The organism is Streptomyces monashensis, from assembly GCF_001866665.1.
GTDB classification, from domain to species: domain Bacteria; phylum Actinomycetota; class Actinomycetes; order Streptomycetales; family Streptomycetaceae; genus Streptomyces; species Streptomyces monashensis.
The window spans coordinates 246,204-265,883 of sequence record NZ_MLYO01000018.1 but is presented as its reverse complement, the minus strand read 5'-3'; the positions used below and the strand labels follow the sequence as shown (position 1 = coordinate 265,883).

Genomic DNA, 19,680 nt, shown 5'->3' with positions numbered 1-19,680 from the left:
CCCGGCCCGCGTCGTCGCCCCGCACCGTTGTCGATCCGGCGCCGACGGCGACGCCGGCGCCGTCAACAGAACGCCCCTCTCCTCCCCCGACCGGGCGGATCTGTGGCCCCCGGTGCTGCGCCCACCGCCCGCGCCGGGGAGAAACCTCTCGTGAGCAGGACCCCGCGCCGCCCGCGCAGCCGTACCTGGCTGCGGGTGCTCGTGCTGCTCCTCGCCCTGTGGGTGCCGGTCGCCCACGCACAGGCCCACGCGGCCCCCGCCTGCGCCGTCTCGGCCGACACCTCCGAGCACCACGACGGCCACGACGTCACCGACGCCCTCGACGGCCTCGACCTCCTCCTGCGGCCGACCGCCCGTGCCGTCCACCGGGCCGACGCCCCCGAGTGCCCCGCGCCCCTGCCCGGCCCGGCCGCGCCGGCGCGCCGCCCGTGTCCCGCCGCGTCCCGGGCGCCGTACACGACTCCCCTGCCGCGCACGGTGGTTCTGCGCTGCTGACGGACCCGCGTCCCCACACCACGCAAGGTCAGTCGGCTCGACGCAAGGAGCACAGCCATGCCCCAGGATCCGTACGCCGTCCTGCGCGCCCTGCTGCGCGCGGAGGCGAGGCGCGCCACGGCGCGCAAGCCGGACGAGAACCGTCCGGAACCGCAGCCCAAACCCGAGGAACGGGACCGCTGAACACACCGGCCCGGCGGCGCGGCCCCACGGCCTCCGCCGGGCCACCACCTGCGCCGTGCCGCCACCTCACCACGCCACCGCCCGCGCTGAGCCACCCCTGCGCCGGGCCATCCCTGCGCCGGACCGTGCCGAACAGGGAGCGGGTGGTCTCGCGGCCGAGCCGCGTGCCCGCCGAGCGGGCCGGTGATCTGAACACCGGGCTGCCGACGACCTGTTCGACGAGCGAGGGCTGCTCGCTCCTCGGCGGCGGCCGGCTTCTCGTGCACCGGCGCGCGGTCCACAGCCTGTGCACAACGCTCTCGGAACGCGGGGTCGACCGCCCGGTCCGGTCCGGCCGGCGGTCACTCGTCGCAGGCCTCGCTCCCGCTAGCAGCCCATTTGCCCGTTTCGCTCCATCTTTTCAGAGCTTTCAAAGGGGCGCACTCCGCCGCCATGGCTGCGCCCGGAACGTCTGGGCCGGTAGGCTTTCCGTGTGATCTTCAAGCGCATCGGAAACGGCCGGCCGTACCCCGACCACGGCCGGGAAAGCACCCGGCAGTGGGCGGACGTCGCGCCGCGCCCGGTCCGCCTCGATCAGCTCGTGACCACCAAGCAGCAGCTCGATCTGGAGACCCTGCTGGCGGAGGACTCGACGTTCTACGGCGACCTCTTCGCGCACGTCGTGAAGTGGCAGGGCGACCTCTATCTGGAGGACGGCCTGCACCGCGCGGTCCGCGCCGCCCTCCAGCAGCGCCAGGTGCTCCACGCGCGCGTGCTCGAACTCGACTGACCCGGCCCGGCGCGGCCGTTGGCCCTTTCGGGTTCCGCTGAGCGGGATCGACTGATCATCTAATAGGCATCGCCGCTCAGGCGCACTACGCTGCGCCCATGAGCATGCTGACTCCCCCTGGCATGGGCGGCCAGTACCGGATCACGGGGGACAAATACCCCCGGATGCGTCCGCCGCGCCGCCGCGCCCGGCTCGTGGCCGCCGTGGTCGCGTCCGCCTGCGCGCTCGGCCTGATCGCCTGGGGCACCCTGCAGCTCATCGACGTCTTCTCCGGCGGCACCAAGAAGAACGCGGCGACCGGCGCGAAGACCGGCTGCCGGCCCGGGGCCGCCGCCACGGCCACGCCGGCCGCACACCTGAAGGCCCTGCCCGAGCCGGGCCAGATCACCGTGAACGTCTACAACGCCACCGCCCGCAGCGGGCTCGCCAAGTCCACCGCCGACGAACTCAAGAAGCGCGGCTTCAGGATCGGCGACGTGGGCAACGCGAGCAAGGACTACGACAAGAAGGTCAAGGGCACCGGGGTACTGCTCGGCCCCGCCGCCGCCCGGAACACCTCACTGCCGGTGCTGGCCACCGAACTGGCCGGCGCCGAGAGCCGCACCGACGCCGGCCGCAAGGGCGCCGACCTGGACCTCATCCTGGGCGACGGCTTCACGGCACTGGCGAAGCCCGCGGACGCCCAGCAGGCGTTGACGGCCCTGTCGTCGCCGCAGTCGGCGACGACGCCCAAGAAGGGGTGCTGAAGGCACCCCGGAGGGCCGAAGGACCACGCGGGCGGAACTACTCCGCCGCGCCGTACAGCCGGTCTCCCGCGTCGCCCAGCCCCGGCACGATGTAGCCGTGCTCGTTGAGGTGCTCGTCCACCGCCGCCGTCACGACCGTCACCGGCGTGCCCGCCAGCTCGCGCTCCATCACCTCGACGCCCTCGGGCGCGGCGAGCAGCACCACGGCGGTCACGTCGTCCGCACCGCGCCTGATCAGCTCCTGGATCGCCGCGACGAGCGTGCCGCCCGTGGCCAGCATCGGGTCCAGGACGTACACCTGGCGGCCCGAGAGGTCCTCCGGCATGCGCGAGGCGTACGTGGAGGCCTGGAGGGTCTCCTCGTTGCGGATCATGCCCAGGAAGCCCACCTCGGCGGTCGGCAGCAGCCGGACCATGCCGTCCAGCATGCCGAGACCGGCGCGCAGGATCGGCACGACCAGCGGGCGCGGGCGGGCGAGCTTGACGCCGGTGGTCCGCGTGACCGGGGTCTCGATGTCCACGGCCTCGGTGCGCACGTCCCGCGTGGCCTCGTAGGCCAGCAGGGTGACCAGTTCATCGGCCAGCCGGCGGAAGGTCGCGGAGTCGGTGCGCTGGTCGCGCAGTGTGGTGAGCTTGTGGGCGACCAGGGGGTGGTCGACGACGTGGAGACGCATGCCCCTAACGGTACCCGCGCCCGAACGCCCTCCGACCCTGGCGCCGAGGGGGCCGTACGGGGGAAAGTGGGAGGGACGGAACCGGGGTGGTGCGACGTGCCTGACCTGCCTGACCTGCCTGGCCTTCCCGAGGACGCGCCCGGGGACACCTCGGACACCGGCGAGCCCCCGACACGCGGAGCCGGCGTCCCCGGGACCGATGCCGAACGGCGCCGCCGACGCGCCGAGTTCCTGCGCGATCTCGCCGAGGCCCGCGAGCTGCGCGCCCGGGTCCAGCCCCGGCGCACCAAGGCCGCCCGGCTGCGCCACGCGCAGCGCATGCGGACGTTCCGCTGGTAGGCCGTCCGTGGTCCGCCGTACCCGCACAGGGTGGAACCGCCCGCGGGGAGTAAGCGTCCGGAGCGGGGCCCGGTGAGAAAGTTCTCGGTGAGGAAGATCCATGTCCACGGCGGTGTTTGCGCGGTGGGCGTGCGTGAGCGCTGGGAAAAGCCGCGTACGATCCGCAAGGCGGCTGCGAGACACAGGGAGCCGAAGACGTCCCCTGAACGTCTTGTTTCTGCCACGATTCCGAGTGGGTGGGGCTCGGAGCCCAGCTCTCTCCACCCACGTACCTCCGCCGGGGGGACCCCCAACCGGCACACCTATGACCAGTGGGAGAGTCACGGTGTACTTCGCCGCACTGCTCGCGCGCACCGAAGACGGGTGGGAAGCGAGCGACACAGAGCTCGACGATGTGGAGACCCTGTCGGATCTGGCCGACCTGGCCCGGGAAGCCTCTCCCGACGACGACACGGTGCTCGTCCTGATCGAGCAGGAGGACGCCTGGTTCGGCGTCGTCCGCATCGACGGCGAGGACGACCCTCGCATCTACGTCTCGGACGCCGCCGCCGCCCAGCGCAGCGCGTACGGCGAGCTGCTGCTCACCGACGAACTGCTCGGCCGGGAGCCCGGCTCGGACGACGGCCCCGACCTGGACTCCCTGGACCTCGACGGCACCGAGGACGGCGAGTCGGAGGATGCCGACGACGCCGTCGGCGACGCCGGCGCCGACGCCGTCCCGCACAGCCCGGTGGGCGACAGCCGGATCCTCGACGACCTGGGCATCAGCGAGAAGGCACTGCGCATCCTGGACGCCGAGGACGCGCTGGGCTCGATCGCCGAGGCCCTGGGCGCCGCGGAGGTCCTGGAGACCGTCCGCTGACCACCGGGAACGCCGGGAGCCGGGCCGCCGCACCGGACCCGGTACGCGACCGCTGGCGGGCCGCGATGCGGCTCGCCCTGGACGAGGCCGGGCGGGCCGTCCTGGCCGGCGACGTCCCCGTCGGCGCCGTCGTGCTGTCCCCGGACGGCAGGACGGTGCTCGGCGCCGGGCACAACGAGCGCGAGGCCACGGGTGATCCCACGGCCCACGCGGAGGTCCTCGCGATCCGGCAGGCCGCGGGAAGGCTCGGGGAGTGGCGGCTGACCGGCTGCACGCTCGTGGTCACGCTGGAGCCGTGCACGATGTGCGCCGGCGCGCTCGTCCAGTCCCGCGTCGACCGGGTCGTCTACGGCGCCCGGGACGACAAGGCGGGCGCTGCGGGCTCGCTCTGGGACGTGGTCCGCGACCGGCGGCTCAACCACCGGCCCGAGGTGATCGAGGGCGTCCTCGCGACGGAGTGCGCCCAGCTGCTCACGGAGTTTTTCCGGGACCGCTGAATACCGATTTCGAACCACACCCCGCCGTGCTGTAGGGTCTCCCTCGGTAGCGTGTCCGAGCGGCCGAAGGAGCTCGCCTCGAAAGCGAGTGTGGCGCAAGTCACCGAGGGTTCAAATCCCTCCGCTACCGCTTCGCAGAAGGGCCCCGTCTCACGACGGGGCCCTTCTCGTCGTACGGCGCCCGTCCCGCGGAACCGGCACGTGCGCTCCGCTCGCGCGGGCCGGCAAAGGACAGCCCGCGGCGGGCCGTTGGTCCCCGAAAGGGGCGTGAAGGTTACACTCGCGGCCGGCAACAGGGGCCCACAGGGACAGGCACAGGGGAGGCCGCGGTGGCGGTGAACGCCAAGAAGATCGCCGTGTACGCGCTCGTGGTCTTCGCGCTGTACGTGATCATCACTGACCCGCCCAAGGCGGCGCACTACGTCCAGATAGTCTTCGAGGGCATATCGGACGCCGCCAAGTCCGTGGGCGACTTCATGACGTGGCTCGCCAACGGCGGAAAGAGCTGAGGTACATCGCATGATCCGGCACCTGGTCCTCTTCAAGCTCAACGAGGGCGTCGAACGCGACGATCCGCGGGTCGTCGCCGGCGTGGAGGCCTTCAGGGCACTCGGCGACCAGATCGAGGAGCTGCGGTTCTGGGAGTGCGCCTGGAACATCAGCGACCGGCCCGTCGCCTACGACTTCGCGATCAACTCGGCCGTCGAGGACACCGCTGCCCTCCAGCGCTACCTGGAACACCCGGCCCATCAGGCGGGCGTCGCCGCGTGGCGCGAGTTCGCCACGTGGGTGATCGCCGACTACGCGTTCTGACCCCCGCTCCCCCCGAGCCCTCCGCCACAACGGCGGGGGGCTTTCGTGCGTCGCACGCCCCAACTTGTCGAAATTTGAACACAACACGGCGTTATGCGGTGCTTGCACACAGTGCACATGTCTTGTGATGCTATGACCGCTTTTGACCGATGATTGAGCGACGAAGAGGTGGCGTTGACCGTGCCGGCCAGTACTGCGCCACCCCAGGAGGAGGAGGCACCCCCCGCGCCCGATCCGGCGCCCGATCCCGTGCCCGTCCCCCCCGAGAAGCGGCGCAGCGCCGACACCCGAGCCCTCACCCAGGTGCTCTTCGCCGAACTGAAGCAGCTCACCGCGGGCACGCCGGAGCACAACCGGGTGCGCGGAGCGCTGATCGAGGCGAACCTCCCGCTCGTGCGCTACGCGGCCGCGCGCTTTCGCTCCCGCAACGAGCCGATGGAGGACGTCGTCCAGGTCGGCACCATCGGCCTGATCAACGCCATCGACCGCTTCGACCCGGACCGGGGCGTGCAGTTCCCGACCTTCGCGATGCCGACCGTCGTCGGCGAGATCAAGCGGTACTTCCGGGACAACGTCCGCACGGTCCACGTACCGCGCCGGCTGCACGAGCTGTGGGTGCAGGTCAACAGCGCGACCGAGGACCTCACCACGCTCTTCGGCCGCTCCCCGTCCACCGCCGAGATCGCCGAGCGGCTGCGGATCAGCGAGGACGAGGTGCTGAGCTGCATCGAGGCGGGACGGTCGTACCACGCGACCTCCCTGGAGGCCGCGCAGGAGGGCGACGGACTGCCCGGCCTGCTGGACCGGATCGGCTACGAGGACCCGGCCCTCGACGGCGTGGAACACCGCGACCTGGTCCGGCACCTGCTCGTCCAACTCCCCGAGCGCGAGCAGCGCATCCTCCTCCTGCGCTACTACAGCAACCTCACCCAGTCCCAGATCAGCGCGGAGCTGGGCGTCTCCCAGATGCACGTCTCGCGGCTCCTCGCCCGCAGCTTCCAGCGGCTGCGCTCCGCGAATCGCATCGACGCCTAAGGTCTCCGCGCTTTAGAGGCCCGCGCTTAAGGGCGCGATAAGAATCGGTACGGGCCGAAGCGCGGGGGGCGTTCGGTCGATGCATAGCGGGCGCACGGAAGCACGCCTCAAGCGGTTCTGCATCGCATACCCGAGCGAGCGGTAACCGTCGCGGGCGAATCGCTCACCTGGGCCGATGCCGGCAGTTGGGGCCCGAAATACCGTCAGGCCCCTTCTCTCCAGGGTCGATTCGGATCTCGCATGTCGACATGTCACTACAGCGTGTTGCCGACATGTGACATTCTGCGGGAGACGCGTTTGCCGGGCCCTCAGCTCCGGTATTCAGGTGAAGGCTGCGTTGCCCGAAAGGCGGCGCCGCCCCGACCGTCCCGCGACCCAAAGGGGGTGGCATGTCCGCAGACCAGGGCAGCTCGAAGGTGCTGACGCCCGCGACGAGCGAGGCAGCGCCCAAGGAGCTCGACGCTCTCGACGTCCTCGACGGAATCGAGGCCGTCACGGCCCTCGACGCCGTGCCGTCCCCGCCTGCCCAGGAGGCCGCGCCCGTCCCGGTCCTGCCGGCCACCGGGGACATCGACACCCGCACCCTGTCCCGCTCGCTGTTCCTGCGGCTCGCCGCCCTCGGCGAGGACAGCCCCGAGCGGGCCTACGTCCGGGACACCCTGATCGAGCTGAACCTGCCGCTGGTCCGCTACGCGGCCGCGCGCTTCCGCTCCCGCAACGAGCCGATGGAGGACATCGTCCAGGTCGGCACCATCGGCCTGATCAAGGCGATCGACCGTTTCGACTGCGAACGGGGCGTGGAGTTCCCGACCTTCGCGATGCCGACGGTGGTCGGCGAGATCAAGCGGTTCTTCCGGGACACCTCGTGGTCGGTGCGCGTCCCGCGCCGCCTCCAGGAGCTGCGCCTCGCCCTCACCAAGGCGAGCGACGAGCTCTCCCAGAAGCTGGACCGCTCCCCGACGGTGACGGAACTGGCCGCCGTGCTCGGCGTCTCCGAGGAGGACGTCGTCGACGGCCTCGCGGTCGGCAACGCCTACACCGCCTCCTCCCTCGACTCCCCGGCCCCCGAGGACGACGGCGGCGAGGGCTCGCTGGCCGACCGCCTCGGCTACGAGGACACGGCCCTGGAGGGCGTGGAGTACCGCGAGTCCCTCAAGCCCCTGCTGGCCAAACTCCCGCCGCGCGAGCGCCGGATCATCATGCTCCGCTTCTTCGCCAACATGACGCAGTCCCAGATCGGCGAGGAGGTCGGCATCTCCCAGATGCACGTCTCCCGGCTGCTGACGCGGACGCTGGCGCAGCTGCGGGAGGGGCTGATCTCCGACTGAGAACCTACTGAGGGTTCATTTCTGACGGTTCGTCAGCGACACTGGCCCGATGCTGCGCGCGACAGGGCCGGACGACACCGCTCCAACAACCCGTGCGACATGGACGCGTGGCCGCCGAGGCGCCGTTACGGCAGCATCGGCGGCCGTCGTCGTCCTGGGCGGGCTGCTCGCCGCGTGCGCGGACCGGGACCCGGGTGGCGGTTACGTCGCGGTAGGCGCGGTGGGCGGCCCGGACCGGGCCGGTACGGCCTCGGCCACCCCGACGGGCTCGGTCTCGCTGACCCCGCTCGACGGCAACTCGCCGACGACCGCGCCCGGTTCGCCGCGGCCGAGCGGCGCGCCGGCCGCTCACGGTACGCCCGGCCCCCCGGGCAGCCCGGAGCAGAGCACACCGGCGCCGGACACGGCCGGCCCGTCCGGCGCCACGTCCACGTCGCCCGCGCCGTCCGCCTCCGCCGCCTCCCCCACCCCAACTCCCGGCACCGGCACGACCGTCGGCCCTGCCGAGCTCTCCTGGGGCAAGCCGACGACGAAGGACACCGATCAGCGCTGGTGCCAGAAGGTGACCGTCGAGTTCCGCAACTCGGGTGGTACGGCGGTGCGTTCGGGGTCGGTCACGTTCGGGACGCACGTCATCGGCGCGCTCGGCATCGACTGGGGGACGATCGACTCGGCGGCCGACCTCCCGGTGCCGATCGCGCCGGGCGCGCGGGTGCAGCCGTCCTGGACGGTGTGCGTCGACGCCTGGCGCGTGCCGCTCGGCATGCACATCGAGACGCGGGACGTCACCGTCCAGTGGAAGTGATCCCGGCGTAGGAGCTACTTCAGCGCCAGCCAGGCCACGCCCGCCACCACGGCGATCGCGACGATGACGCCGATGATGAGGCCGACGCGCGGACCGCCGGAGGAGGTGGCCGCGGCCGTCTGCGCCTGGCGCCCCTGGGGGGCCTCGTCGACGAACGCGCGGAACATCTGGGTGCTGCCGGCGGGGTCGTAGTTGCCCTCGGGGCCCTGGGTGTTAGCCATGGCCCGAGACCTTAGCGAAGACGGCCCCGGCCGCCCAAGTGGGGTCCATGACGGTCCCAACGGGACAGAGGGGGGCACGCCACCCGCCCCCACCTGCATATTTACTCCTGCAATGCATGTCTTTGCCAAGTTTTTGCGCTTCCGGACCCCTGTTTGTTTGCCTGCAGCAACCAATCACTTTATGGTTGCCCCAAGCAACGAATACGGGAGGTGTGATGGCCGAGCAGGCGCAGTTCGAAGAGCTGGCGCGTCAGCTCAGTGCCGTCGGAGCCGTGAAGCGGGACCTGGGGCGGATCCTTCCGCCCGACTGCCCGAACGGCTCGGCTGCCGTGCTGACCCTGCTGGGGCGCCACGGCGACATGCGCATGAGCAAGCTCGCGGAGTTGCTCTCCGTGGACATGTCGGTCACCAGCCGGCACGTCGCGCACGTCGCCGCGCGCGGCTGGATCGAACGGCTGCCGGACCCCGCGGACAAGCGCTCGCGGATCCTGCGCCTGACGCCCGCGGGGCTGGCACAGCTCGACGAGCTGTCCCGGCGCACCACGCACCTGCTCGCGGAGCGGCTCGCCGACTGGACCGACGAAGAGGTCGGCCAGCTCATCCGGCTGATGACCCGCCTGCGCGACTCGTTCGGCGACTGCCGGTCCGCCTCCTCGGCGTGCCGCGTCCCCGCCCCCGTACTCGAAGAGACCACCCGTACACCCGCAAACACGTAAGCAAAGGAAACCCATGGCAACGACCACACCAGCCGGTGTGCGGGCTCATGCCAAGCATGGGGGAGGCTCCTCGGCCGAGCACGCCCCGATGACGCACCGGCAGATCATGGAGGCGCTGTCCGGCCTGCTGCTGGGCCTGTTCGCCGCCATCCTCTCCTCGACGATCGTCACCAACGCACTGCCGACGATCATCAAGAGCATCGGCGGCGGCCAGTCCGCCTACACCTGGGTCGTCACGGCGGCACTGCTCGCCATGACCGCCTCCGTGCCGCTGTGGGGCAAGCTCGCCGACCTGGTCAGCAAGAAGGCCCTCGTCCAGATATCCCTGGTCATCTACGTCATAGGCTCGGTCGTCGCCGGTCTCGCGCAGAACCCGGCGATGCTGATCAGCGCGCGTGTCATCCAGGGCCTCGGCGCCGGCGGTCTGTCCGCCCTGGTGCAGGTCATCATGGCCGCGATGATCTCCCCGCGCGAGCGCGGCCGGTACTCCGGCTACACCGGCGCGACCTTCGCCCTCGCGACCGTCGGCGGCCCGCTGCTCGGCGGTGTCATCACCGACACCTCCTGGCTCGGCTGGCGCTACTGCCTGTTCGTCGGTATCCCCTTCGCGCTGATCGCGCTGGTCGTCCTGCAGAAGACGCTGCACCTGCCGGTCGCCAGGCGGAAGGTCAAGGTCGACTGGACCGGCGCCTTCTTCATCACCGCGGCCGCCTCGCTGCTGCTGGTCTGGGTCACCTTCGCCAACGACAAGTACGCCTGGCTGTCCTGGCAGACGTACACGATGGTGGGCGGCACGATCGTGCTCGCGCTGCTGTTCGTGTTCACCGAGACCAAGGCCGCCGAGCCGATCATCCCGCTGCGCTTCTTCCGCAACCGCACGATCACGCTGGCCTCGCTGGCCTCCCTGTTCGTCGGTGTCGGCATGTACGCGGGCACCGTGTTCTTCTCGCAGTACTTCCAGCTGGCCCGCGACAAGTCGCCGACGATGTCCGGCGTCATGACCATCCCGATGATCGGCGGCCTGTTCGTCGCGTCCATGGTCTCCGGCCGCTTCATCACCAGCACCGGCCGCTGGAAGGGCTGGCTGGTCGGCGGCGGTGTCTCCCTCACCGCGGGCCTCGCCCTGCTCGGCCTGATGCGCTACGACACCCCGTACTGGGAGCTGTCGATCTACATGGCGCTGCTCGGCATCGGCGTCGGCACGATGATGCAGAACCTGGTGCTGTCCACGCAGAACCAGGTCGCCCCGCACGAGCTGGGCGCCGCCTCCTCCGTGGTGAGCTTCTTCCGCTCGCTCGGCGGTGCGGTCGGCGTCGGCGTGCTCGGCTCGGTCATGTCCGAGCGGATCACCCACCACGCCAAGGACACCGTCACCGAGCTGAGCCCGAGGGCCCAGGAGGCCGCGGCCAAGGCCGTCGGCAACAGCAACCTGCCCGACATGAACGCGCTGCCGGCCCCGGTGCGCACCTGGCTGGAGGGCGCCTACGGGCACGGCATCGCGGACGTCTTCCTCTACGCCGCCCCCTTCGCCCTGATCGCCCTCGTCACGGTGCTGTTCATCAAGGAGGTCCCGCTGCGGACGTCCGGCGCGCTGGCCCAGGCCGCGCAGGAGAAGAACGGGGCGGTCACGGAAACCGCCGCCCCCGTGGAGAGCGTTGTGACCACTGTGGAGAACGCGATGAACGCCGAGCAGGAACCCGCACAGCAGAAGGTGCCCAGCTGGGCCACGCCCGTCGTCCCGGACACCTCCGCCGTCTCCCCGGCCGCCGCCACGGCCGCCGCGCCGGTGGCGACCGCCGTCGCGCTCGCCGAGCCCGGCTCGGGCGGCAGCGGCGGCACCCCGGTGCACGGCTTCGTCCGCGGCGCCGAGAGCGCCCCGGTCCCGCAGGCCGCGGTCACCCTGATCTCGCTGACCGGCCGCCAGCTGGGCCGCGCGGTCGCCCAGGGCGACGGTTCCTACTCCGTCGACGCCCCGGGCACGGGCTCGTACGTCCTCATCGCCTCCGCCGACGGCTACCAGCCGCAGGCCTCCACCATCGTGGTGGGCGGCGAGCCGCTGTCGTACGACATCCTGCTCAGCGGCACCAGCGGGCTGACCGGTGTGGTCCGGGCCGCGGGCAGCGCGCTGCCGGTCAAGGACGCCATGGTGATCGTCACCGACGTCCGCGGTGACCTGCTGGCCAGCGCCGCCACCGGCGAGCAGGGCCAGTTCGCCTTCACCGACCTGGTGCCGGGCACGGTCACCCTGGCCGTCAACGCGAGCGGCTTCCGGCCGCGCGCCCTGCCGATCGAGGTCGGCACCACCGGGCTCACCCGGATCGAGATCGACCTGGACGCCGGTGCCCGGCTCCAGGGTGTCGTCCGGGCCCCGCACGGCCCGCTGGCCGACGCCCGGGTGACCCTGGTCGACCAGGCCGGCAACGTGGTCGGCAGCGCCACCACCGGTGCGGACGGGGCGTACGCCTTCACCGACCTGGACAGCGGCGAGTACACCGTCATCGCGACGGGCTACCCGCCGGTGGCGACGGCCCTGACCGTGGCCGGTTCCGGGGTCGACGGGCACCGGATCGAACTCGCTCACCCCGGCGAGTAGTTCCACCCCGGCCCGTGGCGCACGTACGGTCGTACACGTCGTGCGTGTGCCACGGGCCGGTTCGCTTGAGACCGATGAGCAAGGCTTTGCAGGGAGAAAACGGGATGGGACTGACCGCGAAGATCCGTACGCGGGACGGGTGGGCCGTGTCGCACGCGGTCGTCACGGTGACCGACATGACCGGTTCGCAGGTGCTGCGCGCCGAGACGGACGCCGAGGGGACCGTGCGGGACACCACCGAGCTGGCCCCGGGGGCGTACACCGTGATCGTGACCGCCGTGGGCTACGCGCCCGCGGCCTCCTCGGCGATCGTCACCGCGAGCGGCCGGGCCGAGGTCGGCACGGTCACACTGGCCCGGCAGGGCGGCACCGAGCTGCCGCCGCCCGGCCCCTGGACGATCGACCCGGTGCATTCCTCCGTCGCCGCGGTCGCCCAGCACCTGGGCATCTCCAGCGTGCACGGCCGGTTCGCGGAGTTCGGCGGCACGATCGAGATCGCGCCCGACGACATCGCCAAGTCCCGGGTGGAGGCCGTGATCAAGGCCGCGTCCGTCGACACGGGCAACGGCATGCGGGACACGCACCTGAAGTCCGGGGACTTCCTGGACGTCGAGCAGTACCCCGAGATCACCTACCGCTCCACGGGCCTGTCGCCGGCCGGCTCCGACCGCTGGACGGTGCACGGCGAGCTGTCCATGCACGGGATCGTGCGGCCGGTCGACCTGGACCTGGCCTACCTCGGCACCGGCGCCGACCCCTGGGGCGGCACGCGGGCCGCGTTCCGCGCGACGGCCGAGCTGCGCCGCGAGGACTTCGCCATGAACTACAACCAGGTTCTCCAGGCCGGCATCGCCGCGATCGGCACGACGCTGAAGGTCGAGCTGGACATCCAGGCGGTCCAGGGCGACTCGCTGCCCCAGGCGTAGGCACAGCAGGGTCAGCCACAGGGGCGGGGGTTGCCCCTAGGCTGACTCGTCATGGCACCGAACATCGCGACCAACACCCGTGTATCGCTCGCCGAACTGCTCGACTTCGTACGCCCCCGCCATCGCGCGCTGCTCATCACGCGCCGCGCCGACGGCGGGCCGCAGGCCTCCCCGCTGACCTGCGGGGTCGACGACGCGGGCCGGATCGTCGTCTCCACCTATCCCGAGCGCGCCAAGACCCGCAACGCCCAGCGCGACCCGCGGGTCAGCCTCCTCGTCCTGAGCGACGAGTGGAACGGCCCCTGGGTCCAGATCGACGGCACCGCCGAGGTCATCGACACCCCCGACTCCGTGGAACCGCTCGTCGAGTACTACCGCAACATCGCCGGCGAACACCCCGACTGGGACGAATACCGGGAGGCGATGGTCAAGCAGGGCAAGTCCATCATCCGCGTCACCCCCGAACGCTGGGGCCCGGTGGCGACCGGAGGATTCCCGGCACGGCTGGCCAGCGACCAATAGACACCGCCCGCCCGACCCTCGACGGACGGAGTCCGGCGCAGCGCCTCGAAGCCTGCGAAGCAGTGCGAGAGGCGCCGACAAAAGGGGCCCGCCAGGCGATGGTCAAGCAGGGCAAGTCCATCATCCGCGTCACCCCCGAGCGCTGGGGCCCGGTGGCGACCGGAGGATTCCCGGCACGGCTGGTCGGCGAGGATTAGACACCGCCCGCCCCCGGCCGCCAGGGCCTCGAGACGACCGAGGGGTTTCCGGCGCGGTTGGTCGGTGAGGGGTGAGGAGGGGGGTCAGCCGCGGTTGACCATCGCCTCGATGCCCGCGATCAGCAGGTCCAGAGCGAAGGCGAAGTCGCGGTCCAGCATCTCGGCGACCGTGTCACCGCCGCGGGCCGCCACGAGGTCCCTGGACTCCTCGATGGCCCCGGCGGTCTCCGGGGTCTCGGCCACCCTGGCCATGGCCTGCTCGTAGTACTCGTCGGCGCTCAGCCCCGTGTCCGCGATCCGGGCGCTGAAATGGCTCTCGATGGTGCCGTAGCCGTAGACGAACTGGAAGACCGCCGAGATCGCCCCCATCACGCCGTGCGCGGGCAGCCCGGCCCGGCGCACGACCCGCTGGACCACGCGGGAGAAGGCCAGTGAGTTCGGGCCGATGTTGAGATAGCTCCCCGCCAGCGGCGACAGCCAGGGGTGCCGTACCAGCAGGGCCCGGTACTCGGTGGCCAGCGCGCGCAACTGCTCGCGCCAGTCCTCGCCCCCGGCGTCCGGATCAGGCAGCGGCAGCTCCCCGAAGACGGCGTCCAGGGCGAGTTCGAGCAGGTCGTCCTTGGTGTCGACGTACCAGTACAGGGACATCGCGGTGACGTTCAGCTCGGCGGCCAGCCGCCGCATGGAGAACTTCGCCAGCCCTTCGGCGTCCAGCAGCCGTACGGACGCGTCGGTGATCCGCTTGCGGTCCAGCCCCGAGGGCTGGCCGCCGCGTCCGCTGCGCTGTGCCTTCTCCCCCTGGAACCACACGCTGCCCCGCGCCGACCGCGCACCCTGCTCCACCATCGGCGCCTCTCCCTTTGCGACTTCGGCCAAGTGGTCCAACTCTAGGGGCGCGGCCTACACCGCCACCCGCTCCGCCCTGCGCAGCAGCCCCGCCGCCACGAACCCTCCGGCGAGCACGGCCACCGCGCCCACCAGCTGACCGGCGCCCAGGCCAGAGGACAAGGACGCCCCCGACGCGACGGACGAGCTGAGGACAGCGCCCAGAACGGCCACGCCGAGACCGTTGCCGAACTCGGCGAGGGTGCCGTTGATCCCGGCTCCCACGCCCGCCTTCTCCGGCGGGATCGCGCTCATGATGGCGTGGGCCATCGCCGGGTTGGCGATCGCGCAGCCCGCGCCGATCAGCAGCAGGCCCAGCAGCGTACCGGCATAGCCGTTCGTGTCGATCTCGGCGATGGTCACCAGGCCCGCCGCCATCAGCACCATGCCGAGCGCGATCGACACCGGGGTGCCGAGCCTCGTGGACCACTCCGCCGCGACACCGGTGAAGTTGAGCAGCACGACCGTCAGCGCCAGCGGAGCGGTGCGCAGCCCGGCCTCCAACGGCTCGTAGCCGAGCACGAACTGCAGGTGCTGGGTGAGCAGGAACAGCGAACCGGTCATGCCGAAGCTGAGGAGTACGGCCCCCGCGACCGCACCCGTGAACCGGCGGTCCCGGAAGAAGTGCAGGTCGAGCATCGGCTCCTCGACCCTGCTCTCCCACCGGGCGAAGGCCCCGAGCACCAGCACCGCGACGGCCGCGGTGGCGAGCACCCGCGGCGATGTCCAGCCGTGGAGCGGGCCGGAGATGATCGCGAAGACGACCGCGGCCATGCCGACGGTGGACAGCAGCGCGCCGAACAGGTCCGGACGGTCCCCGCGGGGGTTCTTCGACTCCGGTACGAGGGCCACGACGGCGACCAGGGCCAGCGCCGCGACCGGGATGTTGACCAGGAACATCGAGCCCCACCAGAAGTGACCCAGCAGGAAACCCCCGATCAGCGGACCGGTCGCGAAGCCGAGGGCGTTGACCGCGCTCCAGATGCCGATCGCCCTGGGCTGCTCCTCGGGCGTGAAGATCTGCATCGCCACCGCGAGTGTGGTGGTCACCAGCAGCGCGCCGCCTATGCCCATGCCGGCCCGCGCGGCGATCAACTGCCCGGTGGAGTGGGAGAGTCCGGCCGCGAGCGAGCCGATCCCGAACAGGGCGAGACCGGCGATGAGCATCTTCTTGCGGCCGTAGCGGTCGGCGGCGCTGCCCGCGGTGAGCAGCAGACCGGACTGCACCAGGGAGTACGCGTTGATCATCCACTGGATGTCCGAGGTGGCCGCGTGCAGCTCGCGGGTCAGCGAGGGGATGGCCACGTTCAGGACGGTGTTGTCGAGCAGCACGGTGAGCTGTGCGAGACAGATGACGCCGAGGATCAGCCACCGCTTCGGATGGCCCTGGCGACCTTGGTGGCCTTGGGAGGTGGACATGTCGTACACCGTATAGCAGTCACTATACGGTGTACGACACATTTCTCGGCCGGCCGCTCGCTCAGCCGTTCTTCTTCTGTGTGAGGTCGTAGAAGGTGGCCGAACCGACCGTCACCTTCGTGAAGTTCTTCCGGACCCACGAGCTGATCTGCGAGGCGGCGCCGTTGCTGCTGGTGCCCAGGCCGGCGCCCATGCCACCGCCGGCGATGAAGTAGTGGATCCTGCCGTCCGCCACGTACTTCTCGAACTGCGCCAGAGTCGGGGACGGGTCGGTGCCGTTGAAGCCGCCGATCGCCATCACCGGATCACCGGTGGCGAGCTGGTAACCGGCCGCGTTCTGGGAGCCGACGGACGCGGCGACCCAGGTGTACGTCGAGGCGTCCTGTGCCAGCAGCTTCCTGGCGGCGGAGGAGACGCTCGCGCCGTTCAGCAGGCCGCCGGCGCCCATGCCGCCGCCCATGCCACCCTCGCCCGTCCGGCCCGCGCCGGGGAAGCCGTTGCCGCTTCGGCCCGGGCCCCGCGTGCCGCCGTTGCCGTTCTGCTGGTTCCGGCCCGGCATTCCCCCGCCCGGGAAGCCGTTGCCGTTCCGGCCCTGCTGACCTTGCTGTCCCTGCCCGCCGGGCATGCCGCCGCCGAAACCGCCGCGCATGCCGCCCTTGCCGCCGCCCGGACCGCCGCCGAAGCCCATCGTGCTCGCGCCCGCCGGACCGGCCGTCGGGATGGAGCCGGTGTGCGCGGAGCCCACCGTGCTGAGGGTGTACGCCGTCGGACCGGCGAGCGCGGCCACGAGGCCCACCGCCGCCGCCCCGAGGGCGAGTCGCCGGGAGATCCGGCCCGCGAGGACCAGGCCCGGCGCGGCGGTCAGACCGCCGATCAGCACCAGCCACTTCATCCAGGGAAGGTAGTCGGTGGTGCGGTTGAGCAGGACGTAGCCCCAGACCGCGGCCGCGACGACGGAGGCGGCCAGCGTGATCGACGCCCACAGCTCCTGCCGCTTCTCCCACAGCAGCCCGGCGCCCATGCCGGTCACGGCCGCGAGGTAGGGGGCGAGGGCCACGGTGTAGTACTGGTGGAAGATGCCCGCCATGTAGCTGAAGACCACCAGGGTGATCAGCAGCGAGCCGCCCCAGACCAGGAACGAGGCCCGGGTGACGGACGTGCGCCTCAGCCTGCGGGTGGCCACCAGACCGGCGGCCAGGAGGATCAGCGCGGCCGGGAGCAGCCAGGAGATCTGGCTGCCGATCTCGGAGTTGAACATCCGCTCCCAGCCGGTCTCCCCCCACTGGCCGGTGCCGCCCGCGCCGCCGACGCTGCCGGTCTCGTCGCCGTTGATCCGGCCGAGGCCGTTGTAGCCGAAGGTCAGCTCCAGGAAGCTGTTGTTCTGCGAACCGCCGATGTAGGGCCGCGAGGAGGCCGGCCACAGTTCGACGATCGCGACCCACCAGCCGCCCGCGACGACGAGCGCGAGGGTGGCGGCGGCCAGCTGGCCGAACCGCTTCCGCACCGGGACCGGGGCGCACACCGCGTACACGATCGCGAGCGGCGGCAGGATCAGGAACGCCTGCAGCGTCTTGGCGAGGAAGGCGAAGCCGATCGCGGTCCCGGCCCACACCAGCCACCTCGTCCGGCCGTCCTCCACGGCCCGTACGACGAAGTAGCAGGCCAGCGCCATCAGCAGGGCCAGCATCGCGTCCGGGTTGTTGAACCGGAACATCAGCGCGGCGACGGGGGTGAGCGCGAGGACCGCGCCCGCGATCAGGCCGGCGACCGGGCTGAACCGGCGCCGTACGCCCGCGTGGACCACCGCGACCGAGCCCACGCCCATCAGCACCTCGGGCGTGAGGATCGCCCATGAGTTCAGGCCGAAGATCCGCACCGACAGCTCCATCGGCCACAGGAACCCCGACGGCTTGTCCACGGTGATCGCGTTGCCCGCGTCCAGCGAGCCGAAGAAGAACGCCTTCCAGGATCTGCTGCCCGCCTGGACGGCCGCCGAGTAGAAGGAGTTGGCGTAGCCGGAGGCGCTGAGGCCGTAGAGGTAGAGGACCAGGGTGGCGGCCAGCAGGCCGAGGAGGGCCGGGCGCGCCCAGCGCGGGTCCTCGGGCCGGCCGCGCCACAGTCCGCGGAAGAAGGGCCGCCGGGGCTCACCGGCCCGCGCGGCCGGCGGGGGAGCCGTGGCGGACGGCAGCCACGCGGCCGTACCGCTCTGCCGGTCGACGCTCATCGGGGGTCCCTCGGCTCGGTGTCGTGGGGGCGCACCGGCCGCACCCGCATGGTGGCGTCCCGCCAGGTGCCGTCCCCGGCTTCGTACGACTGCTGGTGCGGCAGCGGCGCGCAGGGGGTGTGCCCGGCGACCACGGTCGAACCGGAGCCGGAGCCAGGGCCCGAACCCGGGCCGGAGTCGCCGCGGTCCGGGAAGACCCAGGCGCGGAAGAGCAGGAAGCGCAGCACGGTCGCGGCGAGGTTGGCGGCGATGAGCACCGCCAGCTCGGTGGAGTGCGCCGGGCTGGGGCCGGCCGCGTTCAGGGCGGCCAGCGAGCCGCTGGTCAGGGCGAGGCCGATGCCGAAGACGACCAGGCCCTGCGCCTGGTGCCGGACGGCGCCGCCCCGGCCGCGCACTCCGAAGGTGAGCCGCCGGTTGGCGGCCGTGTTGGCGACCGCCGAGACCAGCAGGGCGAACGCGTTGGCGGTCTGGGAGCCGGAGAACTGCCGGAAGAGGCTGTAGAGCAGCAGGTAGAAGAGGGTGGACAGGACGCCGACGGCGACGAAGCCGACGAGCTGGCGGGCCAGGCCCTTGGGCACGTCCTGGATGTCCCGGTCGCGCGGGTCGTCGCCGAACGGCCGGGCGAGCCGGTCCAGCGACAGCGAACCGGTGGCCAGGGCCTTGCCGACCCGCCAGACGCCCTTGAGGTCGTCGGTCGCGGTCCGCACGATGTGCACGGTGGAGTCGGGGTCGTCGACCCAGTCCACCGGCACCTCGTGGATCCGCAGGCCGGCCCGCTCGGCGAGCACCAGCATCTCGGTGTCGAAGAACCAGCCGGTGTCCTCCACCAGCGGCAGCAGCACCTGGGCCACATCGCGCCGGATGGCCTTGAAGCCGCACTGGGCGTCCGAGAAGCGGGCCTGGAGCGAGCCGCGCAGGATCAGGTTGTAGGTGCGGCTGATGAACTCCCGCTTGGGGCCGCGCACCACGCGCGAGCTGCGGGCGAGCCGGGAGCCGATCGCGAGGTCGGAGTGGCCCGAGATCAGCGGTGCCACCAGCGGCAGCAGGGCGTTGAGGTCGGTGGACAGATCGACGTCCATGTAGGCGAGGATCGGCGCGTCGGACGCGGACCACACGGTCGCGAGGGCCCGGCCGCGGCCCTTCTGCTCCAGACGGAAGTTGCTGACCTCGGGGATCTCCCGTGCCAGGCGCGCCGCCACCTGGGGAGTGGTGTCCGTCGACGCGTTGTCCGCGACGGTGATGCGGAACGCGTACGGGAACGTGCGCTTGAGGTGGTCGTGCAGTCTACGGACGCACGGCTGGAGATCCTTCTCCTCGTTGTAGACGGGGATCACTACGTCCAGGACAGGCGTACCGGCGTCCGCGGCCGGGAGGTGCTCCCGCGCCGGCAGAGTGCCGGGAGAAGAGTCGGTTCGCATGGGACCGACTCAAC

22 protein-coding genes and 1 tRNA gene are annotated in these 19,680 nt (G+C 71.7%); 17 read left to right on the top strand and 6 right to left on the bottom strand.

Annotation, left to right across the window (positions count from 1 at the left end; all coding sequences use genetic code 11):
* The first annotated feature begins 150 nt into the window (after positions 1-150).
* From BIV23_RS50250 to BIV23_RS11360, 4 genes are all read left to right on the top strand, one after another.
* A complete protein-coding gene (locus BIV23_RS50250) occupies positions 151-495 on the top strand; it encodes a hypothetical protein (RefSeq protein ID WP_071380658.1) in 345 nt (114 codons plus the stop codon).
* A gap of 57 nt (positions 496-552) precedes the next feature.
* A complete protein-coding gene (locus BIV23_RS53185; RefSeq protein WP_281250135.1) occupies positions 553-678 on the top strand; it encodes a hypothetical protein in 126 nt (41 codons plus the stop codon).
* 472 nt (positions 679-1,150) lie between these two features.
* Positions 1,151-1,447: a type II toxin-antitoxin system VapB family antitoxin gene (locus tag BIV23_RS11365; RefSeq protein WP_004943146.1), complete on the top strand. Its 297-nt coding sequence runs from the start codon at positions 1,151-1,153 to the stop codon at positions 1,445-1,447.
* A gap of 98 nt (positions 1,448-1,545) precedes the next feature.
* On the top strand, positions 1,546-2,193 hold the full coding sequence (locus BIV23_RS11360) for a LytR C-terminal domain-containing protein (RefSeq protein WP_245790484.1): 648 nt from the start codon (positions 1,546-1,548) through the stop codon (positions 2,191-2,193).
* A 37-nt stretch (positions 2,194-2,230) separates the two neighbouring features.
* Here BIV23_RS11360 and upp read toward each other — a convergent pair whose 3' ends face one another.
* On the bottom strand, positions 2,231-2,866 hold the full coding sequence (gene upp / locus BIV23_RS11355; RefSeq protein WP_071380656.1) for a uracil phosphoribosyltransferase: 636 nt from the start codon (positions 2,864-2,866) through the stop codon (positions 2,231-2,233).
* A gap of 105 nt (positions 2,867-2,971) precedes the next feature.
* On the opposite strand from upp, the gene BIV23_RS11350 reads away from it, so the two are divergent.
* The 9 genes from BIV23_RS11350 (at position 2,972) to BIV23_RS11310 (ending at position 8,545) form a co-directional block, all read left to right on the top strand.
* Positions 2,972-3,205, top strand: coding sequence for a hypothetical protein (locus BIV23_RS11350; protein ID WP_071380716.1), 234 nt, complete (start codon positions 2,972-2,974; stop codon positions 3,203-3,205).
* A gap of 325 nt (positions 3,206-3,530) precedes the next feature.
* Positions 3,531-4,067, top strand: a complete 537-nt coding sequence (locus BIV23_RS11345; protein ID WP_071380655.1) for a tRNA adenosine deaminase-associated protein — start codon at positions 3,531-3,533, stop codon at positions 4,065-4,067.
* 65 nt (positions 4,068-4,132) lie between these two features.
* A complete protein-coding gene (gene tadA, locus BIV23_RS11340; protein ID WP_071380654.1) occupies positions 4,133-4,564 on the top strand; it encodes a tRNA adenosine(34) deaminase TadA in 432 nt (143 codons plus the stop codon).
* A gap of 45 nt (positions 4,565-4,609) precedes the next feature.
* Positions 4,610-4,694, top strand: a tRNA-Ser gene (locus tag BIV23_RS11335).
* Between the two features lie 199 nt (positions 4,695-4,893).
* On the top strand, positions 4,894-5,073 hold the full coding sequence (locus BIV23_RS11330; RefSeq protein ID WP_071377271.1) for a hypothetical protein: 180 nt from the start codon (positions 4,894-4,896) through the stop codon (positions 5,071-5,073).
* A 10-nt stretch (positions 5,074-5,083) separates the two neighbouring features.
* Entirely contained in the window at positions 5,084-5,377 is a 294-nt protein-coding gene (locus BIV23_RS11325) for a Dabb family protein (protein ID WP_071380653.1), read from the top strand.
* Positions 5,378-5,551: 174 nt separating this feature from the next.
* Positions 5,552-6,412 (top strand): RNA polymerase sigma factor SigF, encoded by an 861-nt coding sequence (locus BIV23_RS11320; protein WP_079173089.1) that lies wholly within the window; start codon positions 5,552-5,554, stop codon positions 6,410-6,412.
* A gap of 389 nt (positions 6,413-6,801) precedes the next feature.
* A complete protein-coding gene (locus BIV23_RS11315) occupies positions 6,802-7,740 on the top strand; it encodes an RNA polymerase sigma factor SigF (RefSeq protein WP_071380652.1) in 939 nt (312 codons plus the stop codon).
* A 49-nt stretch (positions 7,741-7,789) separates the two neighbouring features.
* Complete coding sequence (locus BIV23_RS11310; protein ID WP_071380651.1) at positions 7,790-8,545, top strand: hypothetical protein; 756 nt, start codon at positions 7,790-7,792, stop codon at positions 8,543-8,545.
* 14 nt (positions 8,546-8,559) lie between these two features.
* On the opposite strand, the gene BIV23_RS11305 is transcribed toward BIV23_RS11310, so the two are convergent.
* Positions 8,560-8,766: a hypothetical protein gene (locus tag BIV23_RS11305; protein ID WP_071380650.1), complete on the bottom strand. Its 207-nt coding sequence runs from the start codon at positions 8,764-8,766 to the stop codon at positions 8,560-8,562.
* A gap of 215 nt (positions 8,767-8,981) precedes the next feature.
* Between BIV23_RS11305 and BIV23_RS11300 the strand changes: the two genes are divergently transcribed.
* The 4 genes from BIV23_RS11300 to BIV23_RS11285 all read left to right on the top strand — a co-directional run bounded on the left by BIV23_RS11300 (position 8,982) and on the right by BIV23_RS11285 (position 13,523).
* Positions 8,982-9,482 carry a MarR family winged helix-turn-helix transcriptional regulator gene (locus tag BIV23_RS11300; protein ID WP_071380649.1) on the top strand — a complete coding sequence of 167 codons (501 nt, stop codon included), beginning with the start codon at positions 8,982-8,984 and terminating at the stop codon, positions 9,480-9,482.
* A gap of 88 nt (positions 9,483-9,570) precedes the next feature.
* Positions 9,571-12,075 carry an MFS transporter gene (locus BIV23_RS11295; RefSeq protein WP_071380648.1) on the top strand — a complete coding sequence of 835 codons (2,505 nt, stop codon included), beginning with the start codon at positions 9,571-9,573 and terminating at the stop codon, positions 12,073-12,075.
* Positions 12,076-12,179: 104 nt separating this feature from the next.
* Entirely contained in the window at positions 12,180-13,001 is an 822-nt protein-coding gene (locus BIV23_RS11290) for a YceI family protein (RefSeq protein ID WP_071380647.1), read from the top strand.
* Between the two features lie 51 nt (positions 13,002-13,052).
* Entirely contained in the window at positions 13,053-13,523 is a 471-nt protein-coding gene (locus tag BIV23_RS11285) for a PPOX class F420-dependent oxidoreductase (RefSeq protein ID WP_071380646.1), read from the top strand.
* 281 nt (positions 13,524-13,804) lie between these two features.
* On the opposite strand, the gene BIV23_RS11280 is transcribed toward BIV23_RS11285, so the two are convergent.
* The 4 genes from BIV23_RS11280 to BIV23_RS11265 all read right to left on the bottom strand — a co-directional run bounded on the left by BIV23_RS11280 (position 13,805) and on the right by BIV23_RS11265 (position 19,666).
* The gene (locus tag BIV23_RS11280) at positions 13,805-14,566 is read right to left on the bottom strand and encodes a TetR/AcrR family transcriptional regulator (protein WP_071380645.1); all 762 of its coding nucleotides are present in this window, start codon (positions 14,564-14,566) and stop codon (positions 13,805-13,807) included.
* 54 nt (positions 14,567-14,620) lie between these two features.
* Positions 14,621-16,024 (bottom strand): MFS transporter, encoded by a 1,404-nt coding sequence (locus tag BIV23_RS11275; RefSeq protein WP_071380644.1) that lies wholly within the window; start codon positions 16,022-16,024, stop codon positions 14,621-14,623.
* A gap of 61 nt (positions 16,025-16,085) precedes the next feature.
* Positions 16,086-18,248 carry an ArnT family glycosyltransferase gene (locus BIV23_RS11270; protein ID WP_079173081.1) on the bottom strand — a complete coding sequence of 721 codons (2,163 nt, stop codon included), beginning with the start codon at positions 18,246-18,248 and terminating at the stop codon, positions 16,086-16,088.
* Positions 18,245-19,666 carry a bifunctional glycosyltransferase family 2/GtrA family protein gene (locus BIV23_RS11265; protein ID WP_071380643.1) on the bottom strand — a complete coding sequence of 474 codons (1,422 nt, stop codon included), beginning with the start codon at positions 19,664-19,666 and terminating at the stop codon, positions 18,245-18,247. The genes BIV23_RS11270 and BIV23_RS11265 overlap by 4 nt, the downstream gene beginning before the upstream one ends.
* Between the last annotated feature and the right edge of the window lie 14 nt (positions 19,667-19,680).

Coding starts and splice junctions, on each gene's coding strand:
- BIV23_RS11305 (WP_071380650.1), bottom strand. CDS start 8,766: ATGGCTAACACCCAGGGCCCCGAGGGCAACTACGACCCCGCCGGCAGC.
- BIV23_RS11325 (WP_071380653.1), top strand. CDS start 5,084: ATGATCCGGCACCTGGTCCTCTTCAAGCTCAACGAGGGCGTCGAACGC.
- BIV23_RS11360 (WP_245790484.1), top strand. CDS start 1,546: ATGAGCATGCTGACTCCCCCTGGCATGGGCGGCCAGTACCGGATCACG.
- upp (WP_071380656.1), bottom strand. CDS start 2,866: ATGCGTCTCCACGTCGTCGACCACCCCCTGGTCGCCCACAAGCTCACC.
- BIV23_RS11275 (WP_071380644.1), bottom strand. CDS start 16,024: ATGTCCACCTCCCAAGGCCACCAAGGTCGCCAGGGCCATCCGAAGCGG.
- BIV23_RS11295 (WP_071380648.1), top strand. CDS start 9,571: ATGACGCACCGGCAGATCATGGAGGCGCTGTCCGGCCTGCTGCTGGGC.
- BIV23_RS53185 (WP_281250135.1), top strand. CDS start 553: ATGCCCCAGGATCCGTACGCCGTCCTGCGCGCCCTGCTGCGCGCGGAG.
- BIV23_RS11270 (WP_079173081.1), bottom strand. CDS start 18,248: ATGAGCGTCGACCGGCAGAGCGGTACGGCCGCGTGGCTGCCGTCCGCC.
- BIV23_RS11265 (WP_071380643.1), bottom strand. CDS start 19,666: ATGCGAACCGACTCTTCTCCCGGCACTCTGCCGGCGCGGGAGCACCTC.
- BIV23_RS11315 (WP_071380652.1), top strand. CDS start 6,802: ATGTCCGCAGACCAGGGCAGCTCGAAGGTGCTGACGCCCGCGACGAGC.
- BIV23_RS11280 (WP_071380645.1), bottom strand. CDS start 14,566: ATGGTGGAGCAGGGTGCGCGGTCGGCGCGGGGCAGCGTGTGGTTCCAG.
- BIV23_RS11290 (WP_071380647.1), top strand. CDS start 12,180: ATGGGACTGACCGCGAAGATCCGTACGCGGGACGGGTGGGCCGTGTCG.
- tadA (WP_071380654.1), top strand. CDS start 4,133: ATGCGGCTCGCCCTGGACGAGGCCGGGCGGGCCGTCCTGGCCGGCGAC.
- BIV23_RS11300 (WP_071380649.1), top strand. CDS start 8,982: ATGGCCGAGCAGGCGCAGTTCGAAGAGCTGGCGCGTCAGCTCAGTGCC.
- BIV23_RS11310 (WP_071380651.1), top strand. CDS start 7,790: ATGCTGCGCGCGACAGGGCCGGACGACACCGCTCCAACAACCCGTGCG.
- BIV23_RS11285 (WP_071380646.1), top strand. CDS start 13,053: ATGGCACCGAACATCGCGACCAACACCCGTGTATCGCTCGCCGAACTG.